This is a genomic window from Roseiflexus sp. RS-1 (assembly GCF_000016665.1).
Lineage (GTDB): Bacteria > Chloroflexota > Chloroflexia > Chloroflexales > Roseiflexaceae > Roseiflexus.
Genome location: NC_009523.1, coordinates 4,423,616 through 4,449,611 on the forward strand (window position 1 = coordinate 4,423,616; position 25,996 = coordinate 4,449,611).

Sequence of the window (25,996 nt, forward strand, 5' to 3'; positions counted from 1 at the left end):
ATCAACGGCGTTCGATCTCCGCCTGTAATCGACTGATCTCCGCTTCCGTGTCAGAAAGATCGCGTTGAGTCGTCAACAGGAGCTCGTGCTGTGCATACACGAAACGGGTGTAGGGTTCAATGGCATCGCGGATGCGTGTGATCATACGATCGCATTCGGTGTTGAACTGGCGTTCCATTGTTTCGGCGAGCGTCTCGTGCAGGTCGGCGACGCGCTGATGGAACTGCCGCTTGATCTGGCGACGTTTGTTAGGAATCAGGTACAACCCGCCAACTGCCAGCAACCCGGCAACCAGCACACCCGTGACATCGAGCATCGCGCCGTGCAACAGCAGCACGAGCAGCGTTCCAATCCCCACCGCGCCTGCCCCAACCAGCGTCGAGCCAGCGATTGCCGCCTGCACTTCCGCCGTCAACGCCTGCGCCTCAGCCTCGCGGTCGTAGGTGGCAATGACCTTTTCCGCCTCACGAGCGACCGATTCGATCAGCGCGGCTCGATTGTACTCGAATGTTGCGCCAATCTCGCCGATCAATCCGCTGCGTTGTTGCACCGCCCGTTCCCGCCGCAGATAATCCATCACTCCCTGCCACATGCGCAGATTCTTTTCCACCATCCAGTCGATCAGCGCCTGTAAACGCGCTTCGATCTGCTGCGGCACGTCGGCGACGATGTCGCGCGCAAACGCCTCGCTGATCTCTTGCTGATGGCGCACCAGGTTGAACAGGTTGCTGACGCGGATGGTCTCGTCGAAGAATCGTATGCCGCGCAACTCGAACTCGTTGAGAATGTTGGCGACTTCAGCCCGGTGACGCTCGAAATCTTCGGTCAGATCGCGCCGGAACAGGTCGAGTTGTCGCTCGATGTTGTCGATGGCAGCCACATCCTCACGCAACGCGGATAGACGATCCTCGACGGCGAGCAGGTATCGCTCTGCCAGCCGACGCGCCACACCCAGCGGCGAGAGAAGTTTCAACCGCACCCGCTCCTCTTCATCAAGGGTGGTGACAATGTACTGCTCGACAGCCGGAAACCGACTGGCTTCCCACAGCGCCTGATCATCAGTGTCGCGCGCCTGACGCGCCAGACGCGCCGAGACCGGAAATATCCGGGGGCGCATGCCGAACAAATCCTCAGCGTGCCTGCCAACAAATGCGACGACCTCCGCCAGACCGGCATCGTCGAGCAGGTCAGCTTTGTTGATAATCAGCACCACCTTCTTCCCCCAATCGCGGATGAGTTCCAGAAAGGCGCGTTCGCTGGCGGAAAACGGTTGACCGGCAGACGTTACGAACAGCACCAGGTCGGCGCGCGGGATGAAATTGTGCGTCAGTTCTTCGTGGCGTCGGATGATGGCATTCGTACCGGGCGTATCGACAATTGCCATACGGCGCAGCACCTCAGCCGGGAAGCGATGCTCCACCAGAAACGCACTGCTCACCGTTTCACCTGGCGTATCGCCGTAACGCAGGATGGTGATCCGGTCGGTGGTGGGCGTGACACCCTCCGCCACCACTGGCGCGCCAAGCAGCGCATTGATGAAACTCGACTTGCCGGAGTTGTATTCGCCCGCCACCACCAGCAAAAAGAGTTCATCCAGATGGGTGATCGTATCGTCCAGAATACGCATATCGCCCGGCGCCACATCGACCCCAAAGCGGTGCAGTGCAGTGCGTAACGCTGCTAGCGCCGCACGGATCTCTTCGAGCAACGCTTCCTGGCGCTCGGTCAGCAAGGTGCGGCGGGTAAGGAATGGCGTCATACCGGTGCTCACTTATGCATCGGGCGCCGGCTGCTCATCAAGGTACCGCTTGAGCAGCACGACCAGGCGGCTCAGATCGTCGATCCGGGCACGCATGTGCCCGATAATCACGGCGCGCTCACGCTCATCGAGAGAATCGGCTGCCAGCCGACTCACCTGATCGCCGAGGGCGCTGACCGGTGTGTACAGTTCGTGCAGCAGGAGCGCCAGCGTCTGCGTTGTGGTCAAATCAGCCCAGGGATGCGTATCAGACGCCTGATGATGCTCAGTCATCGGTTTTCTCCCCACGAGACGACGCGCGGTTGTCGGCAGGCATCTGGCAGAACTGATCGAACCATTCCAGGATGCGACGCATGTGATCGGCACGATGGTCTGGCTCGCCGGTGCGCGTGAGTTCGTGCCCCTCGCGCGGGTAGCGCACAAACTCAACGACCTGCTTCCGCCGACGCAGAAATGCGAACAACTGCTCCGCCTCACTGATCGGCACGCGATAGTCGCGTTCGGCATGCAGGATGAGCAGCGGCGTCGTGATGCGATGGGCGTATGCCAGCGGCGAATGCCGCCAGAGCAACGCATGGTTCTCCCACGGGAAGCCTTCAAATGTCAGTTCGACCAGTTCGTGCGCATCACTGGTGCTGTGCTGCGTCAGCAGGTTGTACACCCCGCGCGCCGCCGCAGCGCAGGCGAAGCGATCACTGTGCGCAATCAACCAGACCGTCATGTACCCGCCATACGAACCGCCGGTGACGGCAATGCGACGCGGGTCGATATAGCCGCGCGCAAGCAGTGCATCAATGCCGGCATGGATGTCGGGGGCATCGGCAAACCCCCAGTTCGACTGCGTGGCAAGACGCCAGGCGTTGCCGTACCCATCCGAGCCACGCGGATTGCAGAAGAATACGACATACCCACGGGCAGCGGCAACCTGCCATTCATGCCACATGCTGCGCACCCCCGGTCCCCACATCAGATGCGGACCGCCATGGATGTAAACGGCAAGCGGATACCCGCCCGGACGCGCGGGATCAAAGTCGGACGGATGGATCACCCATCCCTGAACCTTCTGACCATCGGGCGCGGCGTAGATCAGTTCTTCATACGGCGCAACGATCCGTTCCTCCAGCAATGGTGCGTTGAACGCCGTCAACCGCCGTTCAACCCCAACCGGATCATGGACATACAACTCACACGGATTGGCGGCATCACCGGCCACGAAAGCGACCGTTCCATCTGTACCGACATCACATTCGGCGATCAGACGGTCGCCAGGCATCTGATCAAGGCGCTGACATCCACTGCCATCCAGCGCAACCCGCCACAAAGGTTGCGCACCGCGGTACGCAGCAAGGCACAGCAACCCATCACCGTCCGGCAACCAGTCGAAAGCTTCGATGCTCAGGTCGGTCGCAGCGGTCAGATCGCGCAGCGCGCCGCCGGATGCATCCATTACCGCCAGTAATGTTCCAGCCGAGAACGGCTGTCCCTCCGGCGCGCGCAGACACGCAATCAATCGTCCATCCGGCGAGGGACGCGGGTTCCAGTACGTGAAGCCAGGAGCGGTCAGGCGCTGTGGTTCAGCGCGCCCTTCGGGCATCACCGGCACACGGAGCACATCAAAGAAGAAGAATTGCGAGTCTCCTTCCGGATTGCGCGTCGCCGTCGTGAGGAGCGCCTGCCCATCGGGCATCCACACCGGCGCGCCGAAATCGAGGTCAGCATCGGTGATGCGGCGTGGCTGCGGCGCCGGATCATCATCGTCCTCCGGCACGTCGATCAGATAGATCTGCGCATACCGGTCGTCGAAAAAATCGACTCCGGCACGGTAGGGCAGGCGACGCACCACGCGCGGGTCGAAGCGGCGCTCCTCTTCGTACTTACGGCGCTCGGCGATCTGCTTGCGGGTAAACTCATCGGGCGGCGTCGGCTCCGACTCGCCTGCATCTTCACGCGCACGTTCAGCGGCATTCAATCGGGAAAGAAAGGCGATCCAGCGCCCATCGGGACTCCACGCCGGATGGCTGACCCCTTGCGGCAGCGAAGTCAGGCAGCGCGACTCGCCTCCATCGCGGCGAATGACATACAGTTGTGGCGTCTGATCTCCACGTCCTCTAACGAACGCCAGCCAGCGGCCATCAGGACTCCAGCGCGGCGACGTGTCATTCACCCCGGACGTAAACCGGCGCGGAGGACCTCCATCGGTGGGCGCAATCCAGATCGCACGACGGTTGGCGTTTGCCGGACGATCGATGGTGACGCGCACAAACGCAACCACACGGCCATCCGGACACACCTGCGGGTCTTCCAGCCAACCCAGGCGATAAAGATCTTCGACAGTAAACGGAGAGGCAGTGTTTAGCACGGATGCTCCCTGTAGCAGGTCAATCGTTCAATTCCCATTTCGGGCGCCGACGTGAACCGCGATGTCGCCGCACCCAAAGCGCAGGTATGCACCCGATAGACATTAGCGATCCTGCCACGCAGGGACATCGAACGGCGTGGAGGAGCGGCGCAATGAGCGAAATGTCTGGCGGTCAACCGCGCTTTCGCCCAGGAAGTAGAGAACGCCTGCCGGAACGTCGTAGCGATAGCGCTGACGCATCCAGCGCCCCTCTGCTCCCTGACGCAGCACATCGATCAGCCAGGCAGCGGCGTGTTCATCATACCGTTCGTTAATAATCCAGACAAATTCATCGCGGCGAAAGGTGCGCGCCATGCGCTGCCGTGCATCGTTCAAACTTTCCTCCGGTGTCGGCGGCTCGATGCTCGACGGCAGGCCATTGCGCGATGCGAGCAAAGCAGACATACATGTTCTCCCACACCATCATCGTGTTGGCGGAACCATTATACCACTCTGCTGCGTCGATTGACGCGCATGGCGCGCTCGTGCTACAATAGGGGTGCGCCGGCGTAGCTCAGCTGGCAGAGCAACTGTCTTGTAAACAGTAGGTCGCGGGTTCGAATCCCGCCGCCGGCTCCACGTAAGCGGAACCCCTGAGGAATCTCAGGGGTTTTGTATTTCGCAATTGCGCGTCTGCCCCGATACTGCCGGAGGCGACTACTATGCCGCACTCAACCATGACAATGCCTGATACGACCCCGATGCAAAAACGTACCACCGTGTCACCGTGTCACACGAGGCGCCCACTTCCGGCGGAGCATTCAACCCTATCCAACAGAACCCATCTTCTTGAGAACTGTGCTCCACCTCTCCGCGCCTCCTGTCCAGATTGGTGAAAAAGGCGCCTGCCTTGCATCTTCTTGAGAACTGCGCTCCACCTCTCCGCGCCTCCGCTCCTCCGCGTGAGCATATCCGATGCACGCGGCGCCGCAGATCACGCAGAGGGATGCTGGCATGACGTGGAAGGCGCGGTCAGCGCCAGAAGCGTGCGATCAGGTTGACGATCACCGTCAGCAGCAGGCTGAGGATCAGCATCGTTCCGATCGGGATAAAGATCCGCACGTTTTCGCGCTCGATCAGAATATCACCCGGCAGGCGTCCCAACCACGTCACCCGACCCGCCACAAGAAACACCACGCCGACCACGATCAGCAGCACACCCATCCCTATCAGGAGGCGTCCGATATCACCCATCACGCACCTCCCCCATTGCGTTGCACAGGTTACAGACCAACATTCATGATACGGGTTATGCGTCGGGGTGCAACATGCTCATGAAGATTGAGCACTTATAGCAGTTCCCATAGAGGTTGAACCAATTTGGACAAGGTTGAACGCTCCCAGAATCGCGCGCCTCACACGGCGACCGAAATGATGGAGATTGAAAATTAAATCCGCTCTACCGCGCTAGCCGTGGGGCTGAAGCCCTCGGCTAACCAGGGCAAAGCCCGCCTGCGCGGGCTATACCGGATTATTTCTTCAAAGACCATAATTTCGGTCTACGAGAGAAGCAATCCGACATCGTCCGTCGTCGGACGTGACTCCGCTTGTGCGGGCTGATGGAGATTGAGAATTTAATCCGCTATACCGAACCAGCCGTGGGGCTGAAGCCCTCGGCTATGGAATGCGAAGCCCGCCTGCGCGGGCTGTAGCGGAATAATTACTCAAAGACCATAAGCCCTCCCTGAGCGCATGGAAGCCCCTGCGGGGCTGGCGTTTCAGTCATCCTTGCCATACGCTGGCAGGACCTGGGTTGATCTAGCCCATAGGGCTTGCCCGACCTTAGCCAGGGCTTATGAAGATTGAGAAATAAATCCGGTATGCGCCTCTTGCCGTGGGGCTGAAGCCCTCGGCTATGGAATGCGAAGCCCGCCTGCGCGGGCTGTAGCGGAATAATTACTCAAAGACCATCAGCCCGCCGGAGGCGAAGACGGAACGTTCCAGAAATCCAGTCAAGGGTTCAACGTATCTGAGAACTGCTATAATCCGGTATTCGCCCTTGCCGTCGGGCTAAAGCTCTCGGCTATCCAGGGCAAAGCCCGCCTGTGCGGGCGAGAGCAGGTTATCGCTCAACAACCATTAGCAGGGATGCTCCTGGTAGGGAGGCGTGCGGCGTTTGTCGTGTACCTTGACTATCGTTGGTGTCTGCCATGTCGCACGAGGTGCATGCTTCCGGTGGGTCACACTGTTCACACCTGAGATAACACACGCACCTGGGAACGAGGGCATCCTGCCATCGTTGCGTCTACGAGGGCATCTTGCCCTCGTAGAGGAGAAATGTGACCACTTACTTCCGGTGGGATGTTCAATCGTGTCCGGTCTGTCCAGCTGTTACCCCTACAGCGTCACGACACGCGCCGACTCAGGGCATAGGCAATCCCTTGCTGAAGGGTTGGTTTTGCCACCATTTCGCGCATTTCAGCACCGATGTGGACGAGGGTCTGCGCGATCTCCGGGCTGATACCCGTCAGCACGACCTGTGCACCAAGCATGCGCGCCGCCTGCGCCGCACGGATCAACGCGCCGGCAACCTGAGTATCCACCACCTTCACACCGGTAATGTCGAGGATGGCAATATCGGCGCCGTGCTCAGCAATCCCCTGGAGAAGCGCCTCCATAATCTGCTGCGCGCGCATGGTATCGATCGTGCCGATGATCGGCATGGCAACCACCCCGTCGGCGATCGGCATGAGCGGCGTGCTCAATTCGCGCAATGCCGCCTGCTGCGCCTGAATGATCTGCTCCTGCATCGCCTGACGCTCGCGCTCAGCGCGCCGCTGCTTTGTCATATCGCGCGACAACACGAGAACATCGTTGTTGCTCAGCACCATGCGCGCTTCAAAATCACGGATCTGATCGTTGATCAAAACCTGATATTCATAGGTCTGCATCTCGTGGGTGCGTTTGAGCGCCTCCATATTCGTGATGACCTGTTCCGCCAGATGCGGCGGCAGGACTTCAGAAACATTCCGGTTAAGGAATGCTTCAGGCGGGAGAATGAGATCGCCGCTGCTGTCTGCTTTGTAGTCCAGGAAGACGCCATCGGGAGTGAGCAGGAACATCAGATCGGGAATGGCGTTGAGCAACGCGCGGTTGCGCTGCTCGCTGGCGCGCAGGCTCTCCTCTGCCTGTAACTGTTCGGTGATGTCACGGTTGATCGACGCGAAGCCGATCAGGTTGCCATGCCCATCGTGCAATGCCAGCGCCGACGCCTGCACGGTGACGATCGAACCATCGCTGCGCAGATAGCGGATCATCTCGCGTGGCGCGCCACCCTGGATCACCTGTTGGGCAATGGTGCTCAATAGATCCAGATCATCAGGATGCGTGATTTCCGGCACCTTCATCCCGATCAGACTAGAGTATCCAAGCATGGTAGCAAAAGCAGGGTTGGCATACGTCAACACCAGATCGGTATTTGCGATGCCGATCCCGTCAGGGGCATTTTCCACCAGCAACTTGAAGGTGCGCAGTTCTTCTTCCTGCCGCTTCAGTGCGGTAATATCCTCGTACATGCCCAGAACGCCGATAACCTCGCCATCGCGGCGCAGCGGTACTTTGTTGGTGCGCAGCCAGATTGTCGAACCATCACTACGCGTCAATTGTTCTTCGATATTGAATCTGGGTCCGTGGGTGATCACGGCGCGATCATCTTCCTGATACCCGGCTGCCTGTGCTTTCCACGGCATCTCAAAGTCGGTCTTGCCGATTACTTCGTCAACCGAGGACAGTCCGGCATCGACGAGAAAACGGTGGTTACACCCCAGGAAACGCAACTCGTGATCCTTCCAGAACACAGCCTGCGGCAGGTTGTCGATCACCAGTTGCAACATGGTGCGACTCTCGCGTAGTTCACTGCGCAACTGATGAAGTGTGCCAATATCGTATGCGATCGATGTTGCGCGCTGAACCTGTCCCTGCTCATCGTAATGCAGGGTGATCGACCAGAGCATATGAAAAACCTGGCCGTTGCGATGCACCACACGGTTCTCGATGGTCACTGCACGTTCGTGTCGTTGCACCCAATCGATGAATGCCTTCTGCGTGTATTCGAGATCGTCTGGGTGCACGAATTCGAGTGATGACCTGCCAATGCACTCCTCCGGCGCGTATCCGAAGACCCGTTGCGCCACAGGATTCACATACGTGAAGAGACCATTTGCGTCCACTTCGGTGATGAGCAGATCGGTATCCTCAACGATAGCGCGGAAGCGCGCCAGATTGCGATCCAGTTGCGCCACCTGTTCGCGCAGACGCTCATGCTCCGCCAGCAGCGCCGTCAGATCGGAGGTTGTGTCGGTGCTCATAACTTGCTCCTGTGTGGCTATGACTATGTTGACGCATGTGCGATGATCATTGCGAGGCAGCGCGGCTGAACACACAACCTGCCAGGGCAAAGGGCGACGTGGCGCTCCGGGGACCTGCCTGCACCCGGGGCAGGCGGGAACAGATACGAGTATAGCAGAGGAGGGTTGCTCAGGCAACCTGGGTCTACGTATGATATGCGTCTTCTACATACGCGGGCGACGATTGCGCGCAGCAAGCCACCAGAGCACACTGCCGCCAACAACCAGCACGCCAAGACCGCCAGCCGCCCCCAGCGCCAGATAGAACACCACTGACATCGATTCCTGTGACACCAGCGTCGAAGCAGATGGCTCAGGTTGTCGGTTGAGGCGCTCATCGAGCAGGTAGCGCCAGGTTCCGAAACTCTGCGCTCCGGTCAGCACATCGCCGCGCTCTGGACCGCCGGGCCAGCGCAGAATGTAGGCGGGCGTACCCCGCAATCCGCGATTGCGCGCCTCTTCCACATCAGCAGCAATCGCGCGATCAGTTGCAGGGTTGCGTACACATTGCTGAAGAGCATTGCCATCCAGACCGAGTTCATCGCCATACCGCTGAAAGACGCGCTCCGATGACGATGGATTGCCGCCCCATTCACCATCGATGTACCCCTGAAATAAACGTTGATGCATCGACCAGAACTGCCCCTGTTGCGCAGCGCAGTGCGCATACGCGGCGGCGACACGCCCTGCTGGATGCTGTGGCAGCGGGTTATCGCGGTAGAGATAGTAGACTTTGCCGGTCTCGATGTATTCTGCAATCAGTTGCGGTTTGGTATCGCGGACGAAGGAGGCGCATGCCGGGCATTCATAGTCGCTGTACTCGATGATGACCAGCGGCGCCCTGGGATCGCCGAGTCCACGCGGATCGACGTCGCTCTGCGCCTGCGCCACACCCTGCGCCAGCGGGATGACGGCGAGCAGGCACATGAGGAATGCAACAACAGCATGCCAGCGTTGTCTCTTCATGCCCCACCTTATCCTGGCGACCGGAGAATAGACGTCATGTGCAGCGTGTGGCATGCACACGTTCGGTACTATTGTACCAGAACCGCAAGGATCGCCTTTATGGTTCTGCGGCAGATGCTCTGTCAGCGCTCGCCAGCATGTGGTGCACAATGTCTACCGCCTGAACGACGCCATCGTGCGCCTGTGGCGAGAGTGGCGCGCCGAGGGTGAAATCGATTGCCGGAATGCTGATGAGCCAGGCATCCGGCGACCGACCGTAGACTGCTCTGGCGAGTGCGAGCAATGCCCCGGGTGTGGCAACGTGACCGGCATACTGACCATCAGTTCGAGGCAGGACGTGGGTCACGCGCACCACCTGACACCCGCTCACATCGGCATCGAGAAAGACCGCCTCATGTGCCTGCGCCAGGATCGGCGCGAGTTCCGGCGTCAACTGGTGCACCGAAAGCACAGTGACATCCGGCAGATGAAGCGCGGCTATCGTGTCCGCCGCGACCCGCCCGGCTGCATCATCACCGCGCAGGTCGTTGCCGTAGCCAATGATGAGGTAGTGCATGCTTCAACCTTCAACCTTCCAACCTGCAACCTTCCAACCTGCAACCTGCAACCTTGCTCACCCCCGCCGCACCTCATCGAGCACCGTACCATCAGCGGCGACCAGTGTGAGCGTCAGCGGCATCGTTCCAGCGGCATGCGTCGAACAACTGAGACACGGATCGTAGGCGCGGATGCCTGCCTCCACCCGGTTCAACGCCCCTTCGCCGATCCGATCGCCGTGCACAAAGTGCCGCGCGATTTGGGCAATCGTCCGGTTCATCGCCAGATTGTTGTGTCCCGTGGCGATAATCAGATTGACGCGCTGGATCAAGCCGTGCGCATCGACGGTGTAGTGGTGGAAGAGGGTTCCGCGTGGCGCTTCGCTCACGCCGACGCCCTCAAACCGGTTGACTCCCGCTTCGGCGCGGAGGCGGGGCGAATCGAGATCAGGATCGTCGAGGATCAACGAAATGCGCTCCAGCGCCGCCAGAATCTCGATCAGGCGCGCGTAGTGGTAGTAGAACGACGATGTAGCGATACCCCCTGCACGCTGGCGCATCTCCCCCAGTTCGGCGTCTGCCAGCAGGGTGCCGATGCGGGTGCAGATATTGAGACGCGCCAGCGGACCGACGCGGTACATGCCGCCAGGGTAGCCACGTGGTCGGTAGTACGGCATCTTCAGGTATGACCACGGCTCGATCGCTTCGGCGATAATGTCGCGATAGCGCGATGGATCAACCTGATCGGCGATGATGGCGCCACCCGAATCAACCACACGCAAACGCCCATCGTAGTGCTCCCATTCACCGTTTGGTCCTACCAATCCCAGGAAAAGTGACGGGAAATTGCCAAATGTCGCAACTTCGTCGGCGTGGGTGTCGAGCAACGCCTTGAACCGACGTAGTGCATCGAGCACCGTGGCGCGCGCTTCGGGCAAGCGCTCAATGATCCCGGCGCGTTGTGCGGCGGTCGGCGCAGAGCGGACACCGCCCGGCACAGCCCACGCCGGATGGATTTTGCTGCCGCCGAGCAGAGCAATAATGTCCTGCCCCAGCTGGCGAAGCCGTATTCCGGCACGCGCCAGCGTCGGATCGGCAGCCATCAATCCAAAGACATTGCGCGTGGCGGGATCGCTGTCGAAACCGAGCAGCAGATCGGGCGCACTGAGATGAAAGAAACTCAGCGCGTGCGATTGCACGATCTGCCCCAGGTTCATCAGGCGGCGCAGTTTCTCCGCTGCTGGCGGGATCACTACCGAGAGGATCGCGTCACCTGCCTTCGCCGATGCCAGCAGATGGCTGACCGGGCAGATCCCGCAGATGCGCGCCGTAATGCCGGGCATTTCCCAGAATGGTCGTCCCTCGCAAAAGCGCTCAAACCCGCGAAACTCAGTCACATGGAAACGCGCCTCTGCCACGTTTCCGTCGTCGTCCAGATGGATGCTGATTTTCGCGTGTCCTTCGATCCGGGTGACCGGATCGATCAGGATGTGACGGGTCATAGGCGTCCTGAACCTTTTCAGCCGAACTTGATCATCTCGCGTCCGGTCAGATGAATGTCGCCACCGGCAAGTATCTGTTCCAGCAGTGCACGAATGCGCTGAGCCGGTGGCGGACACCCCGGCAGATAGACATCGACCGGAACAACCTTATGCACCGGATAGACCCTGTCGAGCAACCGTGGCACGATACCGGGAGCAAGCGGCATCTGACCGGCAGTGTCGGCGCGCTCGACATAGATGGTGTGCAGAAGCGTCTCAGGGTCGCCGAGCACGTTACGCAACGCGGTAACATTCCCGGTGACTGCGCAATCGCCAAATGCGATCACCAGTCGCGTCCGCTCGCGCACCTGACGGATCAGATGCAGGTTGTCCTCATTGGCGACAGCGCCTTCCACCAGCGCGACATCGACACGATCCGGATATTCCTTCACATCGGCGAGCGGACTGTAGACCAGATCGACACGGTGCGCCAGTTCGAAGAGCCACTCGTCGAGATCGAGAAATGACATGTGGCATCCCGAACATCCGCCAAGCCAGACTGTCGCCAGACGCAGTTTGTTCACGGTTCAACCTCGCCATTACCAGCGCTGATCGCGCGCTGCGACGATATACGCAATTTTGTTTCGGTCGCGTTCCATCTCACCAACCGTGGCGCCGCGACGGAAGATGGCGCCGGTAGGGCAGGCGAGCACGCACTTGCCACACGACGTGCAACTGCGCGACTCACCCCACGGCTGACGCATATCGGTAATCACCCGCGCATCGGCGCCGCGCCCCGCTACATCCCACGTATGCACTCCTTCCACCTCATCACAAACGCGCACGCAGCGTGTGCAGAGTACGCACCGATTGTGATCGACGCCGAAGAGCGGATGGGAAATATCGACGTCGCAGTGTGGGAAGGCATAATCGAAGCGCACATGATCCATCCCGACGGCGACAGCCAGGTCTTGCAGTTCACAGTGACCATTGGCGACGCACACCGCGCAGACATGGTTGCGCTCGGCGAACAGCAGTTCGATGATCATACGGCGATATTCGCGCAGGCGCACGGTGTCGGTTCGCACAACCATTTCTTCCACCACCGGTGTCACACATGCCGGGCGCAACATGCGACTGCCTTCGATCTCGACAAGACAGAGCCGACACGCGCCGACATCGCTCACCCCATCAAGGTGGCAGAGCGTCGGGATAAAGATGCCATGATCACGCGCCGCCTGAAGGATCGTTTCACCCTCCCGCGCACTGATCAGTTGACCGTCGATGGTAAACGTTCGCGCTGCCATCGCTGTTCCTTCCAGACAAGCTATCCGTCCGTCGACTCGCCGGTTCTGTCGCGATCCGCCAGCAGCGCCTCATATTCCTGGCGGAAATACCTCATCGTGCTCAGAACCGGATTCGGTGCAGACTGACCGAGACCGCACAGACTGGTTTCCTTCACCATCACGCAGAGTTGCTCGAGTTGCTCGAGGTCGGCTATGGTCGCCTGCCCGGCACGAATGAGATCGAGCATATGCAACATTTGCGCTGTACCAGCCCGACACGGAATACACTTGCCGCATGATTCGTCTTTGCAGAACTCCATGTAGAAGTGCGCTACATCCACCATGTTGGTGGCGTCGTCCATCACCACCATGCCACCCGACCCCATAATCGAACCAACCCGCTGGAGCGATTCGTAATCGACCGGCGTATCGAGCAGGGCAGCCGGAATGCATCCGCCGGACGGTCCGCCGGTCTGCACTGCCTTAACCCTGCCATCGGGCACGCCACCACCCATTTCTTCAACAATCTGGCGCAACGTGACGCCCATCGGCACTTCGATCAAACCGGTGTGGCGAATCTTGCCGGTCAGTGCGAAAACTTTCGTGCCTTTGCTGGTCTCCGCGCCGATTGCAGCGAACCATTCCGCTCCGTTGCGGATAATCGGCGGAATGTTGGCGAAGGTTTCGACATTATTGATGAGCGTTGGTCTACCCCACAGTCCGCTTTCGGCGGGGTAGGGCGGGCGGGGACGCGGTTGCCCGCGCCGCCCCTCGATCGACGCCATGAGCGCCGTTTCTTCACCGCACACAAATGCGCCAGCACCGACGCGAATATCGATTCGGAAGGTGAACCCCGAGTCGAAAATCTGCGCACCGAGCAAGCCATGCCGCCGCGCCTGCGCAATTGCCCGCTGCAACCGCTGGATCGCCAGCGGGTATTCAGCACGAACATAGACGTACCCCTGGTCTGCACCAACGGCATACGCTGCAATCGCCATGCCTTCGAGCACCTTGTGCGGGTCGCTTTCGATGATGCTGCGATCCATAAACGCGCCGGGATCGCCCTCATCGGCATTGCAGACGACATACTTGCGATCACCGTGACTCTTGGCGACGGTCGCCCACTTCAGTCCTGTCGGGTATCCAGCGCCGCCGCGTCCGCGCAGCCCGCTGCGGGTTACGACATCGATCACTTCTGCCGGGGTCATTTCGTGCAACGCATGATAGAGCGCCTGGTAACCGCCAGCCGCAATGTATGACTCGATGCGCTCCGGATCGATGATGCCGCTGTTTTCCAGGACAATGCGCTTCTGTAAGGTGAAAAAGGGATGGTGTGGATCGCCCTTCGGCGCGGTTGCCTCGCCGCCGTCGAGCGCCGCCACGATTGATGGCGCATCCGCAGCGCGCACATGCTCATAGAGCGTGCCTTCCGGGTCAACCCGCACCAGTGGACCGTGACCACACAAACCCATGCATCCAACTCCCATCACCTCGATGTCGGTGCGATCCACCTCGGCAACCGCCTCTTCGAGCCGCTGCTTGAGCGATAGCGAGCCTGCCGATTGACATCCGAGCGCGGTGCAGCAGCGAATGCAGATCGATCGACGCATCGCGTTTTCGTGTTCGGCAATTGCCAGCAGTTCATTCAGATCCATAGTTGAAGAACCGAGAACTAAGAACTGAGAACTAAGAACTGAGAACCAAGAACCAGGAACCGAGATCTAAGAACTGAGAACCAGGAACCAAGAACCAGGAATCAAGAACCAGGAACCGAGAACTGAATCCGCCACTAACCAGCCCCCGGTCACAGAAAGCGCGGCACGTTCAACCTTCAACCCTCAACCTTCAACCTTCAACCTTTCGCCTTCAACCCTCAACCTTCAACCTTCAACCTTTCGCCTTCAACCCCTCCCCCGTCAGACGTTCAAGCCAGACCTGCACCTGCTCCGGAGTCTGGTGACCGGTGACCGTGCCATCGAAGACGACAGTCGGTGCAATGCCGCACGCTCCCAGGCAGCGCGCCGTTTCCAGCGACAAACGTCCGTCGGGAGTCGTGTGCCCGGCTTTGATGCCCAGCATTTGTTCCGCCGCTGCCAGGATTGCGGCAGCGCCACGGACGTAGCATGCCGTTCCAAGACAGACGACGCAAGAATGCTCACCCTTTGGCGCGAGTGAGAAGAAATGATAGAACGTGGCGACACCGTACACCCGGCTCGGCGGAAGATGCAGGCTGTTGGCGATGAAGAGCAGCAGATCGGTCGAGAGATAGCCAAACAGTTCCTGCGCGCGATGCAGCACTTCGATCAGCGCGTCGGGACGATACTGGTGCTTCTTCATCGTGGCTTCGAGCAGTTTGAAGCGGTTATCACCACTGGGGTGCAGCGTCTGATCGGGGGCAGGGGGCTGAAAGCGCGTGGCAGCCATAGTTGTATCCTCGTCGATACGTATGGTGGGTCTTTACCCGCCTGGTCACTATATCACATCTCATACAGACTGTTAAGAAAGGTTTGATTATCGAAAAGAAACAGGCGACAACCCTCCATCGACCGACCTGGCATGGTATACTGGAACCATGATTCGCCTCTCGTTCATCACACCGCTTGCACTCATTCTCCTGACGCTGCTTCCGGCGTTGTGGGCGTTCACCCTGTTGACGCCGCGCCGCCTCGCTCCGTGGCGTTTCTGGTCGAGTCTGGCGCTGCGCAGCGTCATTCTTGCTGCGCTCGTGCTGGCGATCGCCGGTGCGCAGATTGTGCTGCCGGTGCGTGAGGTGACCACCGTTTTTTTAATCGATGTGTCGGACTCGATGACCCCAGCGCAACGTGAACGCGCTTTGCAATATGTCAACGACGCACTGGCTGCCATGCCAGCCGGTGATCGTGCCGCCGTGGTGGTGTTCGGTGAAAATGCGCTGGTGGAGCGCGCCCCCGGTCCTATTGGCGCACTGGGTCGTCTGTCATCGACGCCGATGACCACCCGCACCAATCTCCAGGAGGCGGTGCAACTGGGGCTGGCGCTGTTCCCTGCCGAGACGCAGAAGCGGTTGGTGCTCATCTCGGACGGGGGCGAAAATGCCGGAAGAGTGGCGGATGCGGCGCAACTGGCTTCGATTCGCAAGGTGCCGATCGATGTGGTGTATCTGCCCGGTGAACGTGGTCCTGACGTCATCGTCGCCGGTCTGAGCGCGCCTGCGGTTGTGCGCGAAGGGCAGGACATCATCGTGCAGGCGAATATATCGTCCAACTATGCCACCGGCGGGCGTCTGCAAACCTTCGTTGACGGGCAACTGATCGGCGAACAGGAACTCTCCATCCCTGAAGGATCGAGCACAGTTGATATCCGTGTGCCATCGGGTGAAACCGGATTCCGGCGTCTCGAAGTCCGGCTTGATGCCGACGGCGATACCGAGCCGCAGAACAATCGAGGGGCAGCGTTCACCGAAGTGCAGGGACCGCCACGCCTGTTGCTGATCGCCTCCGACGAATCACGCGCGGCAAACCTGCGCAATGCGTTGCTCGCCGCCGGGGTGCGCGTCGATCTGCTTCCCCCCAGTCAGGCGCCAGCCACGCTCGCTCAACTTGGCGCCTACGCTGGCGTCATGATCGTCGATACCCCGGCACGTGAGATGCCGCGCACGCTGCTTGAGGCATTGCCAGCATATGTGCGCGAACTTGGGCGCGGCCTGGCGATGGTCGGCGGCGTCGACTCGTTTGGCGCTGGCGGCTACCGGCGTACACCGCTGGAACCCATGCTGCCGGTGCTGCTCGACCCGCTGGACACGAAACAACAACCCGATCTGGCGCTGGTGATGGTGATCGACCGGAGTGGCAGTATGGCTGAACCGGTGGCAGGCGGCAGGCGGAATAAACTCGATCTCGCCAAAGAAGCAGTGTACCAGGCAAGTCTCGGTTTGACCCCCATCGACCAGGTCGGGCTGGTTGTCTTCGACGATACGGCAAACTGGGTGCTTCAGTTACAACCGTTGCCGTCGATGGTCGAAATCGAGCGGGCGCTCGGTTCATTTGGCATCGGCGGCGGCACGAATATTCGGCCCGGCATCGAACAGGCGGCGCTGGCGCTGGCATCCACCGACGCGAAGATCAAGCATGTCCTCCTGCTGACCGATGGTATTGCGGAGAGTAATTATAGCGATCTGATTGCTCAAATGCGCGCGTCCGGCATTACCATTTCCACCGTTGCAGTCGGTCTGGATGCCAACCCTAATCTGGTCGATGTAGCGAACGCTGGCGGCGGGCGTTCCTATCGCGTGACCAGCATCGATGAAGTGCCGCGCATTTTCTTGCAGGAGACGATTATCGCCGCCGGGCGTGACATCATCGAACAGCCAATCGAACCGCAGTTGGGTCTATCTTCGCCGATCATCCGCAGCCTGGGGGGATTGCCGCCGCTCTACGGCTATAATGGCACAGAGGTGCGCGAGGCGGCGCGCACCCTGCTCCTCACGCCGGATGGTAAACCGTTGCTGGCGCAGTGGCAGTATGGTTTGGGGCGGGTGGTCGCCTGGACGAGCGATACCCAGGGACGCTGGGCGCGTGACTGGATCGCCTGGGATCGGTTTCCACAGTTCGCTGGCGGTCTGGCAGACCTGCTGCTCCCGCCTCGTGAGAGCGGTTTGCTCGAACTCCGGGCAACCGCCGCCGGTCCACGCGCATTTCTGGAACTGATTGCGCAGGACGAACAGGGACGTCCGCTCAACAACCTGGCAATCGCCGGGCGCGCCGTCGATCCGCAGAATCAGGGAGCGACGGTGCAGTTCCAGCAGATTGGTCCGGGCAGATACCGCGCCGCAGTGGATACGCCGTCACCGGGGGTCTACCTGGCGCAGGTTGCAGCATCCGATGCAGAAGGGCGTCAGATTGGCGTTGCGGTAACCGGCATCGTCGTCAGTTACTCGCTCGAGTACAGTGCACAGCGCGAGAACCTGCCACTTCTGACAGAGGTTGCCAGCATCAGCAGAGGACGGATCAACCCGTCGCCGGAGACAGCGTTCGCCTCACCCAACCAGGAGGTCGGTTCGGTGCGTGAGATCGGATTTCCGCTCCTCTGGCTGGCGCTGATCCTGTGGCCCCTCGACATTGCCGCGCGGCGCGTGATGTTGCGTTTGGAGGATGTCGCCCCCTGGCTGGAACGGCTTCGCCGAAGGCGTCCCTCCGTCGTCGCTGCGCCAGAAGCATCGGCGACGATGACGCGGCTTGGCACAGCGAAACGGCGCGCAACTGCGGCGCGTCCGTCGTCGATCAGTGTGGAACGTTCTGGAATCGACGCACCGACGGTGCCACAAACCGTCGTTCCCACCGATCAGGCCTCCCAGGGGCGCGCCCCTGCGCCGCCGCCGCAGACGACCGAACAGCGCGCCAGACCGACCGCAACCCGCCCGGAAGCGGCGGAAGAGCAGTTCGCCCGGTTGCTGGCAGCAAAACAGCGCGCGCGGCGCAAATCCGAGGATCGCTGACCTGCCCGGTCTGTCGGGCTACCCCACAGGCGCTCGAGGCTTCACGAGCGGAAATTCGGCAATGCGCAGGTTGGTGCATCCATACGGAATGAGGCGCAGTTCTTCGACCGGTGCGTCAGAAATGACCGGTGACGGGAGCGACGCTGCTGCACCGTGTTCTTCAATCCACCCCGGAATACGACGACCGGGCGCATATGCCACGACAGGTGCGCCTTCAGGGGCGAAAGGACGCTCGCCAACAGGGTGATACTCAATGCGGATCGATTGTTCAGGATGCACGTCATCCAGTTCCAGACCATAGTTCCATGCCGTCACCGGCAACACTTCCCAATCCCCCAGACAATCGGCAATCGGCGGCGGGCAGAAAGGACGCAACCGCTCTCCGGCGGCGTACCGTCCCTGTGGATCGGGAATGATGCGCTGCCAGACTTCGCCAATCGGAAGTGCGAAGACCAGTGGACCACCACTGATGACCGCACCGCCAGAGGGGCGACGTATCACCGCCGGACGCATCGGTAGATGCAGATCGATCACCGTGGTTCCTTCCCAAACACGCTCAATACGATGAAATGTTCCGGGAAGGGGCGTCGTACTCATACCGTCCACGGTCAGCAATGCCCCATCAGCCCACGCAGGAATGCGCAGAAGCAGCGGAAAGCGAGTTGCAGACTGACACGCGACGACAATCCGTACTGCTTCACGAAACGGGTAATCTGTTTCAACAGTCGCTCGAACCGCCGCACCTCCCACGGACGTCGTCAGTTCGCAGGGAGCGTATGATACAGCGACCAGTCCATCGTCCGGCGTGCGCATCCAGAGGTGGGTGGCAAATTTTGCCCAACCCTGATGCATATTCGCCGTACAACAGCCATAGTTTGGCTCCAGACCGAAGGTGTTGGCATCGGCGCGATTGTTGGTGTAGATGTTGTCTTCGAGAATGGCGCAGCGAATCTGGTTGACCTGCTGCACGTACTGATGCGACCACATATCGGGCGCAAAAGCGGCGGGCAGAGCGTTGAATGTCATTCGCTCCAGGCGATCCGCCAGGCGTGCATCGCCGAGGATAGCGATCAACACTTCGAGCGAATACTGATACTCAACCACGGCGCACAACTCTGTTCCCTGCGATGGGTTGAGACCGGCAAGATGCTCATCGCCGCTAAAGACGCCATTCGCCTGACCATGGAACGCATCAAGCACACTGATGATCCGCCAGACAGCATCACGGTCACGCGGATCGCCCGACTGCCGAAACCAGACGCCGGGTGTCTTGATCGCCATGGCGTTGTTGACGACATGCGACGCCATATCGAGACGAAAGGTGCACCCCGGCAGCGGCTCAGGCGGATAGATGTCCTCGCGCCGCTGACGGGACGTATAAGGGAAGCGCTCGAAATGGGCGCGCCAGTCGAACCCCTGGCGATGCACCTTGCTCGCCAGGGTCAGCAGCCACGGTTCGCCGATACGCTCATAGAGCCAGTGGATCGTCACCACCAGATCCGCCCAGCGGTAGCGCCCCCAATCGAAGAGGGGCTGTTCATCGAGCAGCGCATCAAGGCGGTGCAAAAAACGCACCATTGCTGGCAACACTCGCTGATCGCCGGTTGCCTCGTAAAACTGACTCAACGCCTTGAACAGAACGAACACGGGCCAGGGATCGAAAGGCTTGCGGCGAGTGTCGCTGGTGTCGTGCACCGGTCCGAGCCAGCCATCATCGCGCTGTCGTTCGAGAATATGATCGACCCAGCGGGTGACTCTGGCGATCAGAACGGCATCATCAAGGGCATACGCCAGCGGAACCATGCCATCGAGCCAGTACGGTCCACGCTCCCAACCCTCCGCGCTGCCGCCGATCCAGGCGCTGTTCGCCACATCGGGCCAGAACTGATCGAGATGCCCGCTCAGACCGTCCGCCTGCAAGCGCAACTGGCGATACAACCAGCCGCGTGGACGGATAATGCCGGGCGGGAGCGGGGTGAACATCAGGGAAGCGAGGAGCGATGATTTCATCTGGATTTCATCTGTTTCTCAGCAGAAACTCACGAAACAGTGCAACTTTCTGAACGGGCTGCACGTTATACTAGTGCAAGCGCAAGACGATAGCGGCGGTCGTCTCCAGGGCGTACAGACGCCCAACCGGACACCCTCTCAACGCCGCCCCCTTTCGTCCTCTCTCATCCTCACCGGTCGTCGTCAGACGACCGGTTTCCTCTTTCATTCAGATATGACTTCGCTGCAAAAACGCACCGCTGAGACGCCGGGCGCACAGAGAGTAAAAAACGAACCACGATGGAGGACGTCCCGCCCTCGTCGCGTCTACGACGGTAAGATGCCATCGCTCCCAGGAGAAATGTGAACACTTACGTCTTCCGGCAGTTTCCGATCAGAACCATCGGGCCACGCGACAATACAGACACGGTTGCCGGCGCGGTCGGCGAGCGTCCAGTACGCCGGTGCGCGGGAGTCATCGACGATGCGTCCGCCCGCAGCAAGCGCTGCCTGGAGCCGTACCGCCGCCTGCTCGCGCGCGACCGACACGTCGATGTGCATCGCATGCCGCAACGACTTGCCCGCGTCGATCTCCTGCATCCAGACCGTTGATCCATGTCCGAGCGGGTCAACCGCATTGTCATCCGCCATCGGCAGGTAACCGAGCACGGCGCGCCAGAAGTCAACGTCTATCTCGTCACGCTTCGCCGCGATTGCAACCTGCACCTCCTGGACTGCTGAACGATCAGCGACTGCATTGGATGCTCGCGCGACCGCCGAGATCGCCCGTGCGAGATCGATGTGTCGTGGCGCCAATTGCCAGAGGTCGCGCGTCAGACGAACAGCAAGAAAACCATCCCCTACCGTCAACAACACCCCTGTGCCTTCGAGACCGGGAATGTTCGCCACCGACCCTGCCAGGCGCGCCGCTTCACCAAGCGATCCGACACGAAAGACAGCCGTTGCGCCTCCATGCAGAACAACCCAGTCAGCGACGCCTTCGGCGGAGAGAAACTCCTGGTAACCCTGTTCATCCACGATGACGCCTCCTGCCTGTTGAGTAACCTGACTTCTGTGCCTGCCGAAGACACACTTCTGACCTCACAGCAAACACTACCGATCCGGTCGATTGGTATGGATGATGACACGTACCGGCATTTCACCGGCAAGCCAGAGGAGCAGGGTGCTGACAATCGCAATCACCAGACCGCCAAGCAACGCCGACCAGAAACTATCGACGCGAAACTGCACCCCCAGACTGCTGGCAATCGAGGCGGTCAATAAGAGCAAGAGCGCATTGATGACCAGCGTGAACAATCCCAGCGTCAGGATCACCAGCGGACACGTCAGCAGCGTCAGAATCGGGCGCAGGGCGATATTCACCAGACCAAACACCAGCGCGACCACCCCGATCTCCCAGCCAGGACCGACAAATTCGATGCCGGGCACAATCTGGATGGCGGCGAAGATCGCCAGCGAGGTCACCAGCCAGCGCAGCACCAGGCTGCGCGCCATCTGCCAGTGAGAAGGTGGTTGTGGCGGCGATTCGGTCATTGTGAGAAGAGTGTATCTGTCGTAAAACTGATCTGTGGCAGCATAACAGCAGTAATCCGGTAACCCGGCAGAATCTTCTGGAGCAGCGTATACTCGTCCGCCACGGGCATCGTATGCTGCTCAATGACCTGCCTGCCGGCATCGACAAGCCAGACCTCGGCGATGCCGGCGCGAGCGTAGCGCGGCAGTTTTTCCTGCCGGTCGTACACGAGCGACGTATCTGCGACTTCGATCACAAGCAGCACATCGCCAGGCGTTGCGAGCGCATCGACATAGTGATCATCGCGCGGACGCAAAAGCGCCAGATCGGGCTGAGGTTCATTGTAGTCATCCAGTCGGATCGGGTTTTGCACGCTGACGATGGCTGCATCACCGGCAAGATGCACCAGTAAAGCAGTGAGTCGGTTCACCAGGCTCACGTGCCGCGCGCCAATCGGACTCATCTGGTAAATCTCGCCGTCGAGCAACTCAACCCGGTCATCTTCGTGCAGAAGACCGGCTTCACGCATACGAGCGTATGCTTCGACCGTGAACCGGTGACGGGTGACTGCTACTGTCGTCATTGTGAGCGCTCTTCCACACCTGTTCATCACCTGCGTGCGTATGATACCATGCCGGGAAGGTCGCGCGGATGATTCCGTGCAGAGTGAACGGCGCGACTTTGACGTTCTCTCAAGCGCGCATGCTGCCTGTGTTGGACGATCAGACAATTTCTGGACTATACTGCTCGCTCGCGGGGGAGGACGTATGGTTGCTCCCGGAGCGTGCGCTTTTCTGGAAGCGCCCCGCCACACTGATCATCGCCGACCCGCACATTGGCAAGCCGGGTGCATTCCGTGCAGCAGCGATTGCAACTCCGGAGGGAACGACCATCGCCGACCTTGAACGACTCAGTACGGCGATACGGCGTTGCGGTGCGCAACGGCTCATTGTGCTCGGCGATCTGTTGCATGCGCGAAGTGGACGCACCGCTGCGACCATGAGCGCTGTTGAGGAATGGCGCACCCGTCACAGCAGTCTCGACATTGTGCTGGTGCGCGGCAATCACGATACGCGCGCCGGAGACCCGCCGTACTCCTGGCGGGTGATGTGTGTTGACGAACCATGGGACATGGCGCCGTTCACGCTGCGCCATCACCCGGAGTCGTCTGTGGCAGGCTACACGCTTGCCGGGCATCTCCATCCGGCGGCACGACTGATCGGCGCAGGAAAGCAACGTCTGACCCTGCCCTGTTTCTGGTTCGGCGCTCAGGTTGGCGTCCTGCCAGCATTCGGCAGTTTTACCGGCACAAAGGTCATCGCCCCTGACCCAGGCGATCAGGTATTCGTCATCGCTGAAGATGCGGTGGTTGCAGTGTCGGGCGCGCCAGGCGGAACGGCATCAGCGCCGACGGCGTCGCGCCGGTAAGCGCCGCTTCCGCCAGCAACTGCCCGAAGCGCATGCCGAACGGCATGCCGTGACCGCAGAATCCGCCCGCCACCCACACTCCCGGCATCTCCAGCGCTGCGTCGGCGACCGGCACATAATCGGCGGTGAATGCCATCAACCCTGCCCAGCGCCGGGTGACCGTCAGACCGTCGAGGCGCGGAAACAGGCGCGGCAGGATCTGTTCGATTGCCGCCGTCACTGCCGGGGTTGGAACCATTTCCGTCACTCCCACATCACGCCCCGGCGCACAGGCGCGACACCCGCCGATCACAATCGCCCCTTCCGGCGTTTGATGCCAGTATTCGCCGGTGGGGGTCACCGCTGCGCCGATGCCAGCGCGAAAGACGCGGCGAGTCGGCGCATACGCCAGCGCCTGACCACGAACCGGCGTTATGACCCCGTGCAGCGCCGGGATCAGATCGCGCGTCCAGGCATTGACCGTCACCACGACTGAACCAGCCTCCAGCACACCACGATTGGTAATCACGCGCACACAACCGTTCTGTGGCGCCAGATGCTCGACACGCGCAATTGCCACACGTGCGCCGTGATGCTGCGCCGCCGCGATCAACCCATACACCAGGCGAGCTGAATGGAGCAGCGCATCTTCCGCACCGTACAGCGCCCCCGTAATCTCGTCGCTCAGGGGCGTATCGATCAACTCCTGCGTCTGATGGCGATCCAGCAGGTCAGCGGCAAAACCGTCGGCGCGCAGCGCCGCCACGTGGCAGCGCAGATCGGCGTACTGTGCATCGCCCAACGCCAGATTCAGATGTCCGGGTTCACGGTAGTCGCAGGCAATCTGCTCTTCGGCGATTACCTGGCGCAGCAACGCACGACTATCGAGGGTGATCTGCATCACGGCACGCGCCGTGTCGCGCCCCAACCGCGCAACCGCATCGGCATACCCTTCCGCCGTTCCGACGACGTGAAAACCGCCGTTGCGTCCGGTCGCGCCGTATGCTGGCGCAACCTGCTCGATCACCAGCGGCGCGGCGCCAGCGCGCGCCAGGAAATATGCCGTTGCCGCTCCGAAGAAACCGCCACCCACAACAACGATCTGCGCAGTCGCGGGGAGGTCGGTTGACATGACCGGCGCTGGCGCGGTCGCCTGCCAGTACGACGGGGCATCGTGGAAGACGCTCATGGTCTGATCCTCTGGGAAGACGGGCGGAATCACAGGTCGTAGTATACCAGGAGTCCTGTGATTGGTCATTGTTTCACCCATGGAGGAGCACACGCGCCCGGGAGCGAGAACGTCCTGCCCTTGTCGCGTCTACGAAGGCAAGATGCCCTCGCTCCCAGGAGCAATGTGACCACTGACTTTGTCGCGTCTACGAGGGCAAGATGCCCTCGCTCCCAGGAGCGATGTGAACATTTACTGTGATCGATGTCGGGGCGCAGAACCGGGTCACTGTGCAGCGCGCCGACGGTCTGGCGCGTCCTCATATGTCGGGTCTCACGAGCCGTTGGGAGCGTCATGTGGTATCATGATTTTCCCCCCGAACCATCGTGTCACGACCAGGAAGGAGCATCCCATGGCAGAACACACGCTTCGCCCCGACCAGATTCACCACAAATGGGACAACAGCCTGCCGCCAGCCATCGAGATCGAACCAGGCGACATCGTGCACTGTGAAACCGCTGAGGTGACGAACAACCAGGTGACACCCGGTTGCGATGCGTCAGTGCTGACGAACCTCGATTTCGACCAGCTCTACCCGCTGGCAGGACCGATCTTCGTCAAAGGCGCCGAACCGGGCGATATTCTCGAAGTCGAGATCCTGCGTATGCAGACGCTCGATTGGGGATGGACGGGCATCATTCCGGGATTGGGGCTGCTGGCGAATGATTTCACCGCGCCATACATTCGCCATTTCGACCTGAGCAACGGCGTCACGGCGCCACTGCGTGACGACATCCATATTCCGATCCAGCCCTTCTGCGGCACGATGGGTGTTGCACTCGACGAACCGGGCGCATTCGACGTGCTGCCGTGCGGCAAGGCGGGCGGGAACATCGACACGCGCCATCTGAATGTCGGCGCAAAACTGTACCTGCCGGTCTTCGTGCCAGGGGCGCTTTTTTCGGCGGGCGACTGCCATGCGGCGCAGGGTGACGGCGAAGTGTGCGTCACCGGCATCGAATGCCCGATGCAGTTCAGTCTGCGGTTCAATGTCATCAAAGGGCGGAGTCTGCGCCCGTGGAGTTATCAATTCTTCACACCGCCAGGACCGATCCAGCCAGCGTATGACGAGAAGGGATATTTCGTTACCACGGCGATCGGACCGGATTTGATGGTGAACGCACAGAACGCAGTGCGTGATATGATCGACTGGCTGGGACGTGAGAAGGGATTGAGCCGTGAAGACGCTTACATCCTGTGCAGTCTGGCGGGCGACCTGCGGATCAGTCAGATCGTGGATGCGCCAAACTGGTGTGTATCGTTCTACATGGCGCTGAGCGTGTTCCGCTGAGCGGCAGTGCGTCTGTGCTGGCACGCGGCGCCTGTGCCATGCGGGCGCCGTATGTCCTCACCCAGACGCTCATCCGCTTCCACTGAGGAGGGAATGATGACCGCACTCGTGATCAAAACCGACTCGCCGGTCGTCGCCGGTCCGCTCCAGGGACACTGGACGCTGGCAGATTGGGAGGCGCTCCCGAATGACGGCAACCGCTATGAGATCATCGATGGAGTACAATGAACCAGCAATTATACGTGATGATAACGCGCGATAAGGCAATAACGAAAGGACGCCTGACACGCACCTGCTCTTGA

Annotated in this window: 21 protein-coding genes, 1 tRNA gene and 1 pseudogene; 5 read left to right on the forward strand and 18 right to left on the reverse strand. The window is 60.5% G+C overall.

What is annotated here, in order from left to right; genetic code table 11:
- Position 1: 1 nt before the first annotated feature.
- The 4 genes from ROSERS_RS18205 to ROSERS_RS18220 form a co-directional block, all read right to left on the reverse strand.
- Entirely contained in the window at positions 2 to 1,759 is a 1,758-nt protein-coding gene (locus ROSERS_RS18205) for a dynamin family protein (RefSeq protein WP_011958231.1), read from the reverse strand.
- Positions 1,760 to 1,771: 12 nt separating this feature from the next.
- The gene (locus ROSERS_RS18210) at positions 1,772 to 2,032 is read right to left on the reverse strand and encodes a hypothetical protein (protein WP_041334078.1); all 261 of its coding nucleotides are present in this window, start codon (positions 2,030 to 2,032) and stop codon (positions 1,772 to 1,774) included.
- A complete protein-coding gene (locus tag ROSERS_RS18215; protein ID WP_011958233.1) occupies positions 2,025 to 4,118 on the reverse strand; it encodes a S9 family peptidase in 2,094 nt (697 codons plus the stop codon). The genes ROSERS_RS18210 and ROSERS_RS18215 overlap by 8 nt, the downstream gene beginning before the upstream one ends.
- Before the next feature lie 102 nt (positions 4,119 to 4,220).
- Positions 4,221 to 4,562, reverse strand: a complete 342-nt coding sequence (locus ROSERS_RS18220; RefSeq protein WP_011958234.1) for a hypothetical protein — start codon at positions 4,560 to 4,562, stop codon at positions 4,221 to 4,223.
- A gap of 98 nt (positions 4,563 to 4,660) precedes the next feature.
- On the opposite strand from ROSERS_RS18220, the gene ROSERS_RS18225 reads away from it, so the two are divergent.
- Positions 4,661 to 4,736 (forward strand) — tRNA-Thr (locus ROSERS_RS18225).
- A 393-nt stretch (positions 4,737 to 5,129) separates the two neighbouring features.
- Here the strand turns inward: ROSERS_RS18225 and ROSERS_RS18230 are convergent.
- The 9 genes from ROSERS_RS18230 to hoxE all read right to left on the reverse strand — a co-directional run bounded on the left by ROSERS_RS18230 (position 5,130) and on the right by hoxE (position 15,196).
- The gene (locus tag ROSERS_RS18230) at positions 5,130 to 5,351 is read right to left on the reverse strand and encodes a DUF2905 domain-containing protein (RefSeq protein WP_011958235.1); all 222 of its coding nucleotides are present in this window, start codon (positions 5,349 to 5,351) and stop codon (positions 5,130 to 5,132) included.
- 1,151 nt (positions 5,352 to 6,502) lie between these two features.
- Entirely contained in the window at positions 6,503 to 8,464 is a 1,962-nt protein-coding gene (locus tag ROSERS_RS18235) for a PAS domain S-box protein (protein ID WP_011958236.1), read from the reverse strand.
- Positions 8,465 to 8,668: 204 nt separating this feature from the next.
- Entirely contained in the window at positions 8,669 to 9,469 is an 801-nt protein-coding gene (locus ROSERS_RS24365) for a DsbA family protein (protein WP_157041147.1), read from the reverse strand.
- Positions 9,470 to 9,566: 97 nt separating this feature from the next.
- The gene (locus ROSERS_RS18245) at positions 9,567 to 10,025 is read right to left on the reverse strand and encodes a hydrogenase maturation protease (RefSeq protein ID WP_011958238.1); all 459 of its coding nucleotides are present in this window, start codon (positions 10,023 to 10,025) and stop codon (positions 9,567 to 9,569) included.
- Positions 10,026 to 10,082: 57 nt separating this feature from the next.
- Complete coding sequence (locus ROSERS_RS18250) at positions 10,083 to 11,507, reverse strand: Ni/Fe hydrogenase subunit alpha (protein WP_011958239.1); 1,425 nt, start codon at positions 11,505 to 11,507, stop codon at positions 10,083 to 10,085.
- Positions 11,508 to 11,524: 17 nt separating this feature from the next.
- Positions 11,525 to 12,070, reverse strand: coding sequence for an oxidoreductase (locus ROSERS_RS18255; protein ID WP_011958240.1), 546 nt, complete (start codon positions 12,068 to 12,070; stop codon positions 11,525 to 11,527).
- Between the two features lie 15 nt (positions 12,071 to 12,085).
- Positions 12,086 to 12,793: a bidirectional hydrogenase complex protein HoxU gene (gene hoxU / locus ROSERS_RS18260; RefSeq protein WP_011958241.1), complete on the reverse strand. Its 708-nt coding sequence runs from the start codon at positions 12,791 to 12,793 to the stop codon at positions 12,086 to 12,088.
- A 20-nt stretch (positions 12,794 to 12,813) separates the two neighbouring features.
- Positions 12,814 to 14,427, reverse strand: coding sequence for an NADH-quinone oxidoreductase subunit NuoF (gene nuoF / locus ROSERS_RS18265; protein ID WP_011958242.1), 1,614 nt, complete (start codon positions 14,425 to 14,427; stop codon positions 12,814 to 12,816).
- A gap of 232 nt (positions 14,428 to 14,659) precedes the next feature.
- Positions 14,660 to 15,196 carry a bidirectional hydrogenase complex protein HoxE gene (gene hoxE / locus ROSERS_RS18270; RefSeq protein ID WP_011958243.1) on the reverse strand — a complete coding sequence of 179 codons (537 nt, stop codon included), beginning with the start codon at positions 15,194 to 15,196 and terminating at the stop codon, positions 14,660 to 14,662.
- 148 nt (positions 15,197 to 15,344) lie between these two features.
- Here hoxE and ROSERS_RS18275 point away from each other — a divergent pair, with 148 nt between their 5' ends.
- On the forward strand, positions 15,345 to 18,245 hold the full coding sequence (locus tag ROSERS_RS18275) for a VWA domain-containing protein (protein ID WP_011958244.1): 2,901 nt from the start codon (positions 15,345 to 15,347) through the stop codon (positions 18,243 to 18,245).
- An 18-nt stretch (positions 18,246 to 18,263) separates the two neighbouring features.
- Here ROSERS_RS18275 and ROSERS_RS18280 read toward each other — a convergent pair whose 3' ends face one another.
- The 4 genes from ROSERS_RS18280 to ROSERS_RS18295 all read right to left on the reverse strand — a co-directional run bounded on the left by ROSERS_RS18280 (position 18,264) and on the right by ROSERS_RS18295 (position 22,351).
- Positions 18,264 to 20,255 carry a beta-L-arabinofuranosidase domain-containing protein gene (locus ROSERS_RS18280; protein ID WP_011958245.1) on the reverse strand — a complete coding sequence of 664 codons (1,992 nt, stop codon included), beginning with the start codon at positions 20,253 to 20,255 and terminating at the stop codon, positions 18,264 to 18,266.
- Between the two features lie 306 nt (positions 20,256 to 20,561).
- On the reverse strand, positions 20,562 to 21,272 hold the full coding sequence (locus tag ROSERS_RS18285) for a VOC family protein (protein ID WP_011958246.1): 711 nt from the start codon (positions 21,270 to 21,272) through the stop codon (positions 20,562 to 20,564).
- Positions 21,273 to 21,347: 75 nt separating this feature from the next.
- Positions 21,348 to 21,788 (reverse strand): phage holin family protein, encoded by a 441-nt coding sequence (locus ROSERS_RS18290; protein ID WP_011958247.1) that lies wholly within the window; start codon positions 21,786 to 21,788, stop codon positions 21,348 to 21,350.
- Complete coding sequence (locus tag ROSERS_RS18295) at positions 21,785 to 22,351, reverse strand: Uma2 family endonuclease (RefSeq protein WP_011958248.1); 567 nt, start codon at positions 22,349 to 22,351, stop codon at positions 21,785 to 21,787. Before ROSERS_RS18295 ends, ROSERS_RS18290 begins: the two co-directional genes overlap by 4 nt.
- Before the next feature lie 128 nt (positions 22,352 to 22,479).
- On the opposite strand from ROSERS_RS18295, the gene pdeM reads away from it, so the two are divergent.
- Complete coding sequence (gene pdeM, locus ROSERS_RS18300; protein ID WP_157041376.1) at positions 22,480 to 23,196, forward strand: ligase-associated DNA damage response endonuclease PdeM; 717 nt, start codon at positions 22,480 to 22,482, stop codon at positions 23,194 to 23,196.
- Here the strand turns inward: pdeM and ROSERS_RS18305 are convergent.
- Positions 23,117 to 24,364: an NAD(P)/FAD-dependent oxidoreductase gene (locus ROSERS_RS18305; protein ID WP_011958250.1), complete on the reverse strand. Its 1,248-nt coding sequence runs from the start codon at positions 24,362 to 24,364 to the stop codon at positions 23,117 to 23,119. The two genes, pdeM and ROSERS_RS18305, sit on opposite strands and share 80 nt — an antisense overlap.
- A 391-nt stretch (positions 24,365 to 24,755) precedes the next feature.
- Here ROSERS_RS18305 and ROSERS_RS18310 point away from each other — a divergent pair, with 391 nt between their 5' ends.
- A complete protein-coding gene (locus ROSERS_RS18310) occupies positions 24,756 to 25,694 on the forward strand; it encodes an acetamidase/formamidase family protein (RefSeq protein ID WP_011958251.1) in 939 nt (312 codons plus the stop codon).
- A gap of 96 nt (positions 25,695 to 25,790) precedes the next feature.
- Positions 25,791 to 25,916: pseudogene (locus tag ROSERS_RS26200) on the forward strand (Uma2 family endonuclease); the annotation flags it as partial.
- Positions 25,917 to 25,996 lie beyond the last annotated feature (80 nt).

What these genes read in the sequence shown, in the direction of transcription:
- ROSERS_RS18280 (WP_011958245.1), bottom strand. Translation starts at nt 20,255, where the DNA reads ATGAAATCATCGCTCCTCGCTTCCCTGATGTTCACCCCGCTCCCGCCC.
- ROSERS_RS18250 (WP_011958239.1), bottom strand. Translation starts at nt 11,507, where the DNA reads ATGACCCGTCACATCCTGATCGATCCGGTCACCCGGATCGAAGGACAC.
- ROSERS_RS18295 (WP_011958248.1), bottom strand. Translation starts at nt 22,351, where the DNA reads ATGACGACAGTAGCAGTCACCCGTCACCGGTTCACGGTCGAAGCATAC.
- ROSERS_RS18305 (WP_011958250.1), bottom strand. Translation starts at nt 24,364, where the DNA reads ATGAGCGTCTTCCACGATGCCCCGTCGTACTGGCAGGCGACCGCGCCA.
- ROSERS_RS18310 (WP_011958251.1), top strand. Translation starts at nt 24,756, where the DNA reads ATGGCAGAACACACGCTTCGCCCCGACCAGATTCACCACAAATGGGAC.
- nuoF (WP_011958242.1), bottom strand. Translation starts at nt 14,427, where the DNA reads ATGGATCTGAATGAACTGCTGGCAATTGCCGAACACGAAAACGCGATG.
- ROSERS_RS18205 (WP_011958231.1), bottom strand. Translation starts at nt 1,759, where the DNA reads ATGACGCCATTCCTTACCCGCCGCACCTTGCTGACCGAGCGCCAGGAA.
- ROSERS_RS18245 (WP_011958238.1), bottom strand. Translation starts at nt 10,025, where the DNA reads ATGCACTACCTCATCATTGGCTACGGCAACGACCTGCGCGGTGATGAT.
- ROSERS_RS18290 (WP_011958247.1), bottom strand. Translation starts at nt 21,788, where the DNA reads ATGACCGAATCGCCGCCACAACCACCTTCTCACTGGCAGATGGCGCGC.
- ROSERS_RS18220 (WP_011958234.1), bottom strand. Translation starts at nt 4,562, where the DNA reads ATGTCTGCTTTGCTCGCATCGCGCAATGGCCTGCCGTCGAGCATCGAG.
- ROSERS_RS18210 (WP_041334078.1), bottom strand. Translation starts at nt 2,032, where the DNA reads ATGACTGAGCATCATCAGGCGTCTGATACGCATCCCTGGGCTGATTTG.
- ROSERS_RS18235 (WP_011958236.1), bottom strand. Translation starts at nt 8,464, where the DNA reads ATGAGCACCGACACAACCTCCGATCTGACGGCGCTGCTGGCGGAGCAT.
- ROSERS_RS24365 (WP_157041147.1), bottom strand. Translation starts at nt 9,469, where the DNA reads ATGAAGAGACAACGCTGGCATGCTGTTGTTGCATTCCTCATGTGCCTG.
- hoxE (WP_011958243.1), bottom strand. Translation starts at nt 15,196, where the DNA reads ATGGCTGCCACGCGCTTTCAGCCCCCTGCCCCCGATCAGACGCTGCAC.
- ROSERS_RS18230 (WP_011958235.1), bottom strand. Translation starts at nt 5,351, where the DNA reads ATGGGTGATATCGGACGCCTCCTGATAGGGATGGGTGTGCTGCTGATC.
- ROSERS_RS18275 (WP_011958244.1), top strand. Translation starts at nt 15,345, where the DNA reads ATGATTCGCCTCTCGTTCATCACACCGCTTGCACTCATTCTCCTGACG.
- hoxU (WP_011958241.1), bottom strand. Translation starts at nt 12,793, where the DNA reads ATGGCAGCGCGAACGTTTACCATCGACGGTCAACTGATCAGTGCGCGG.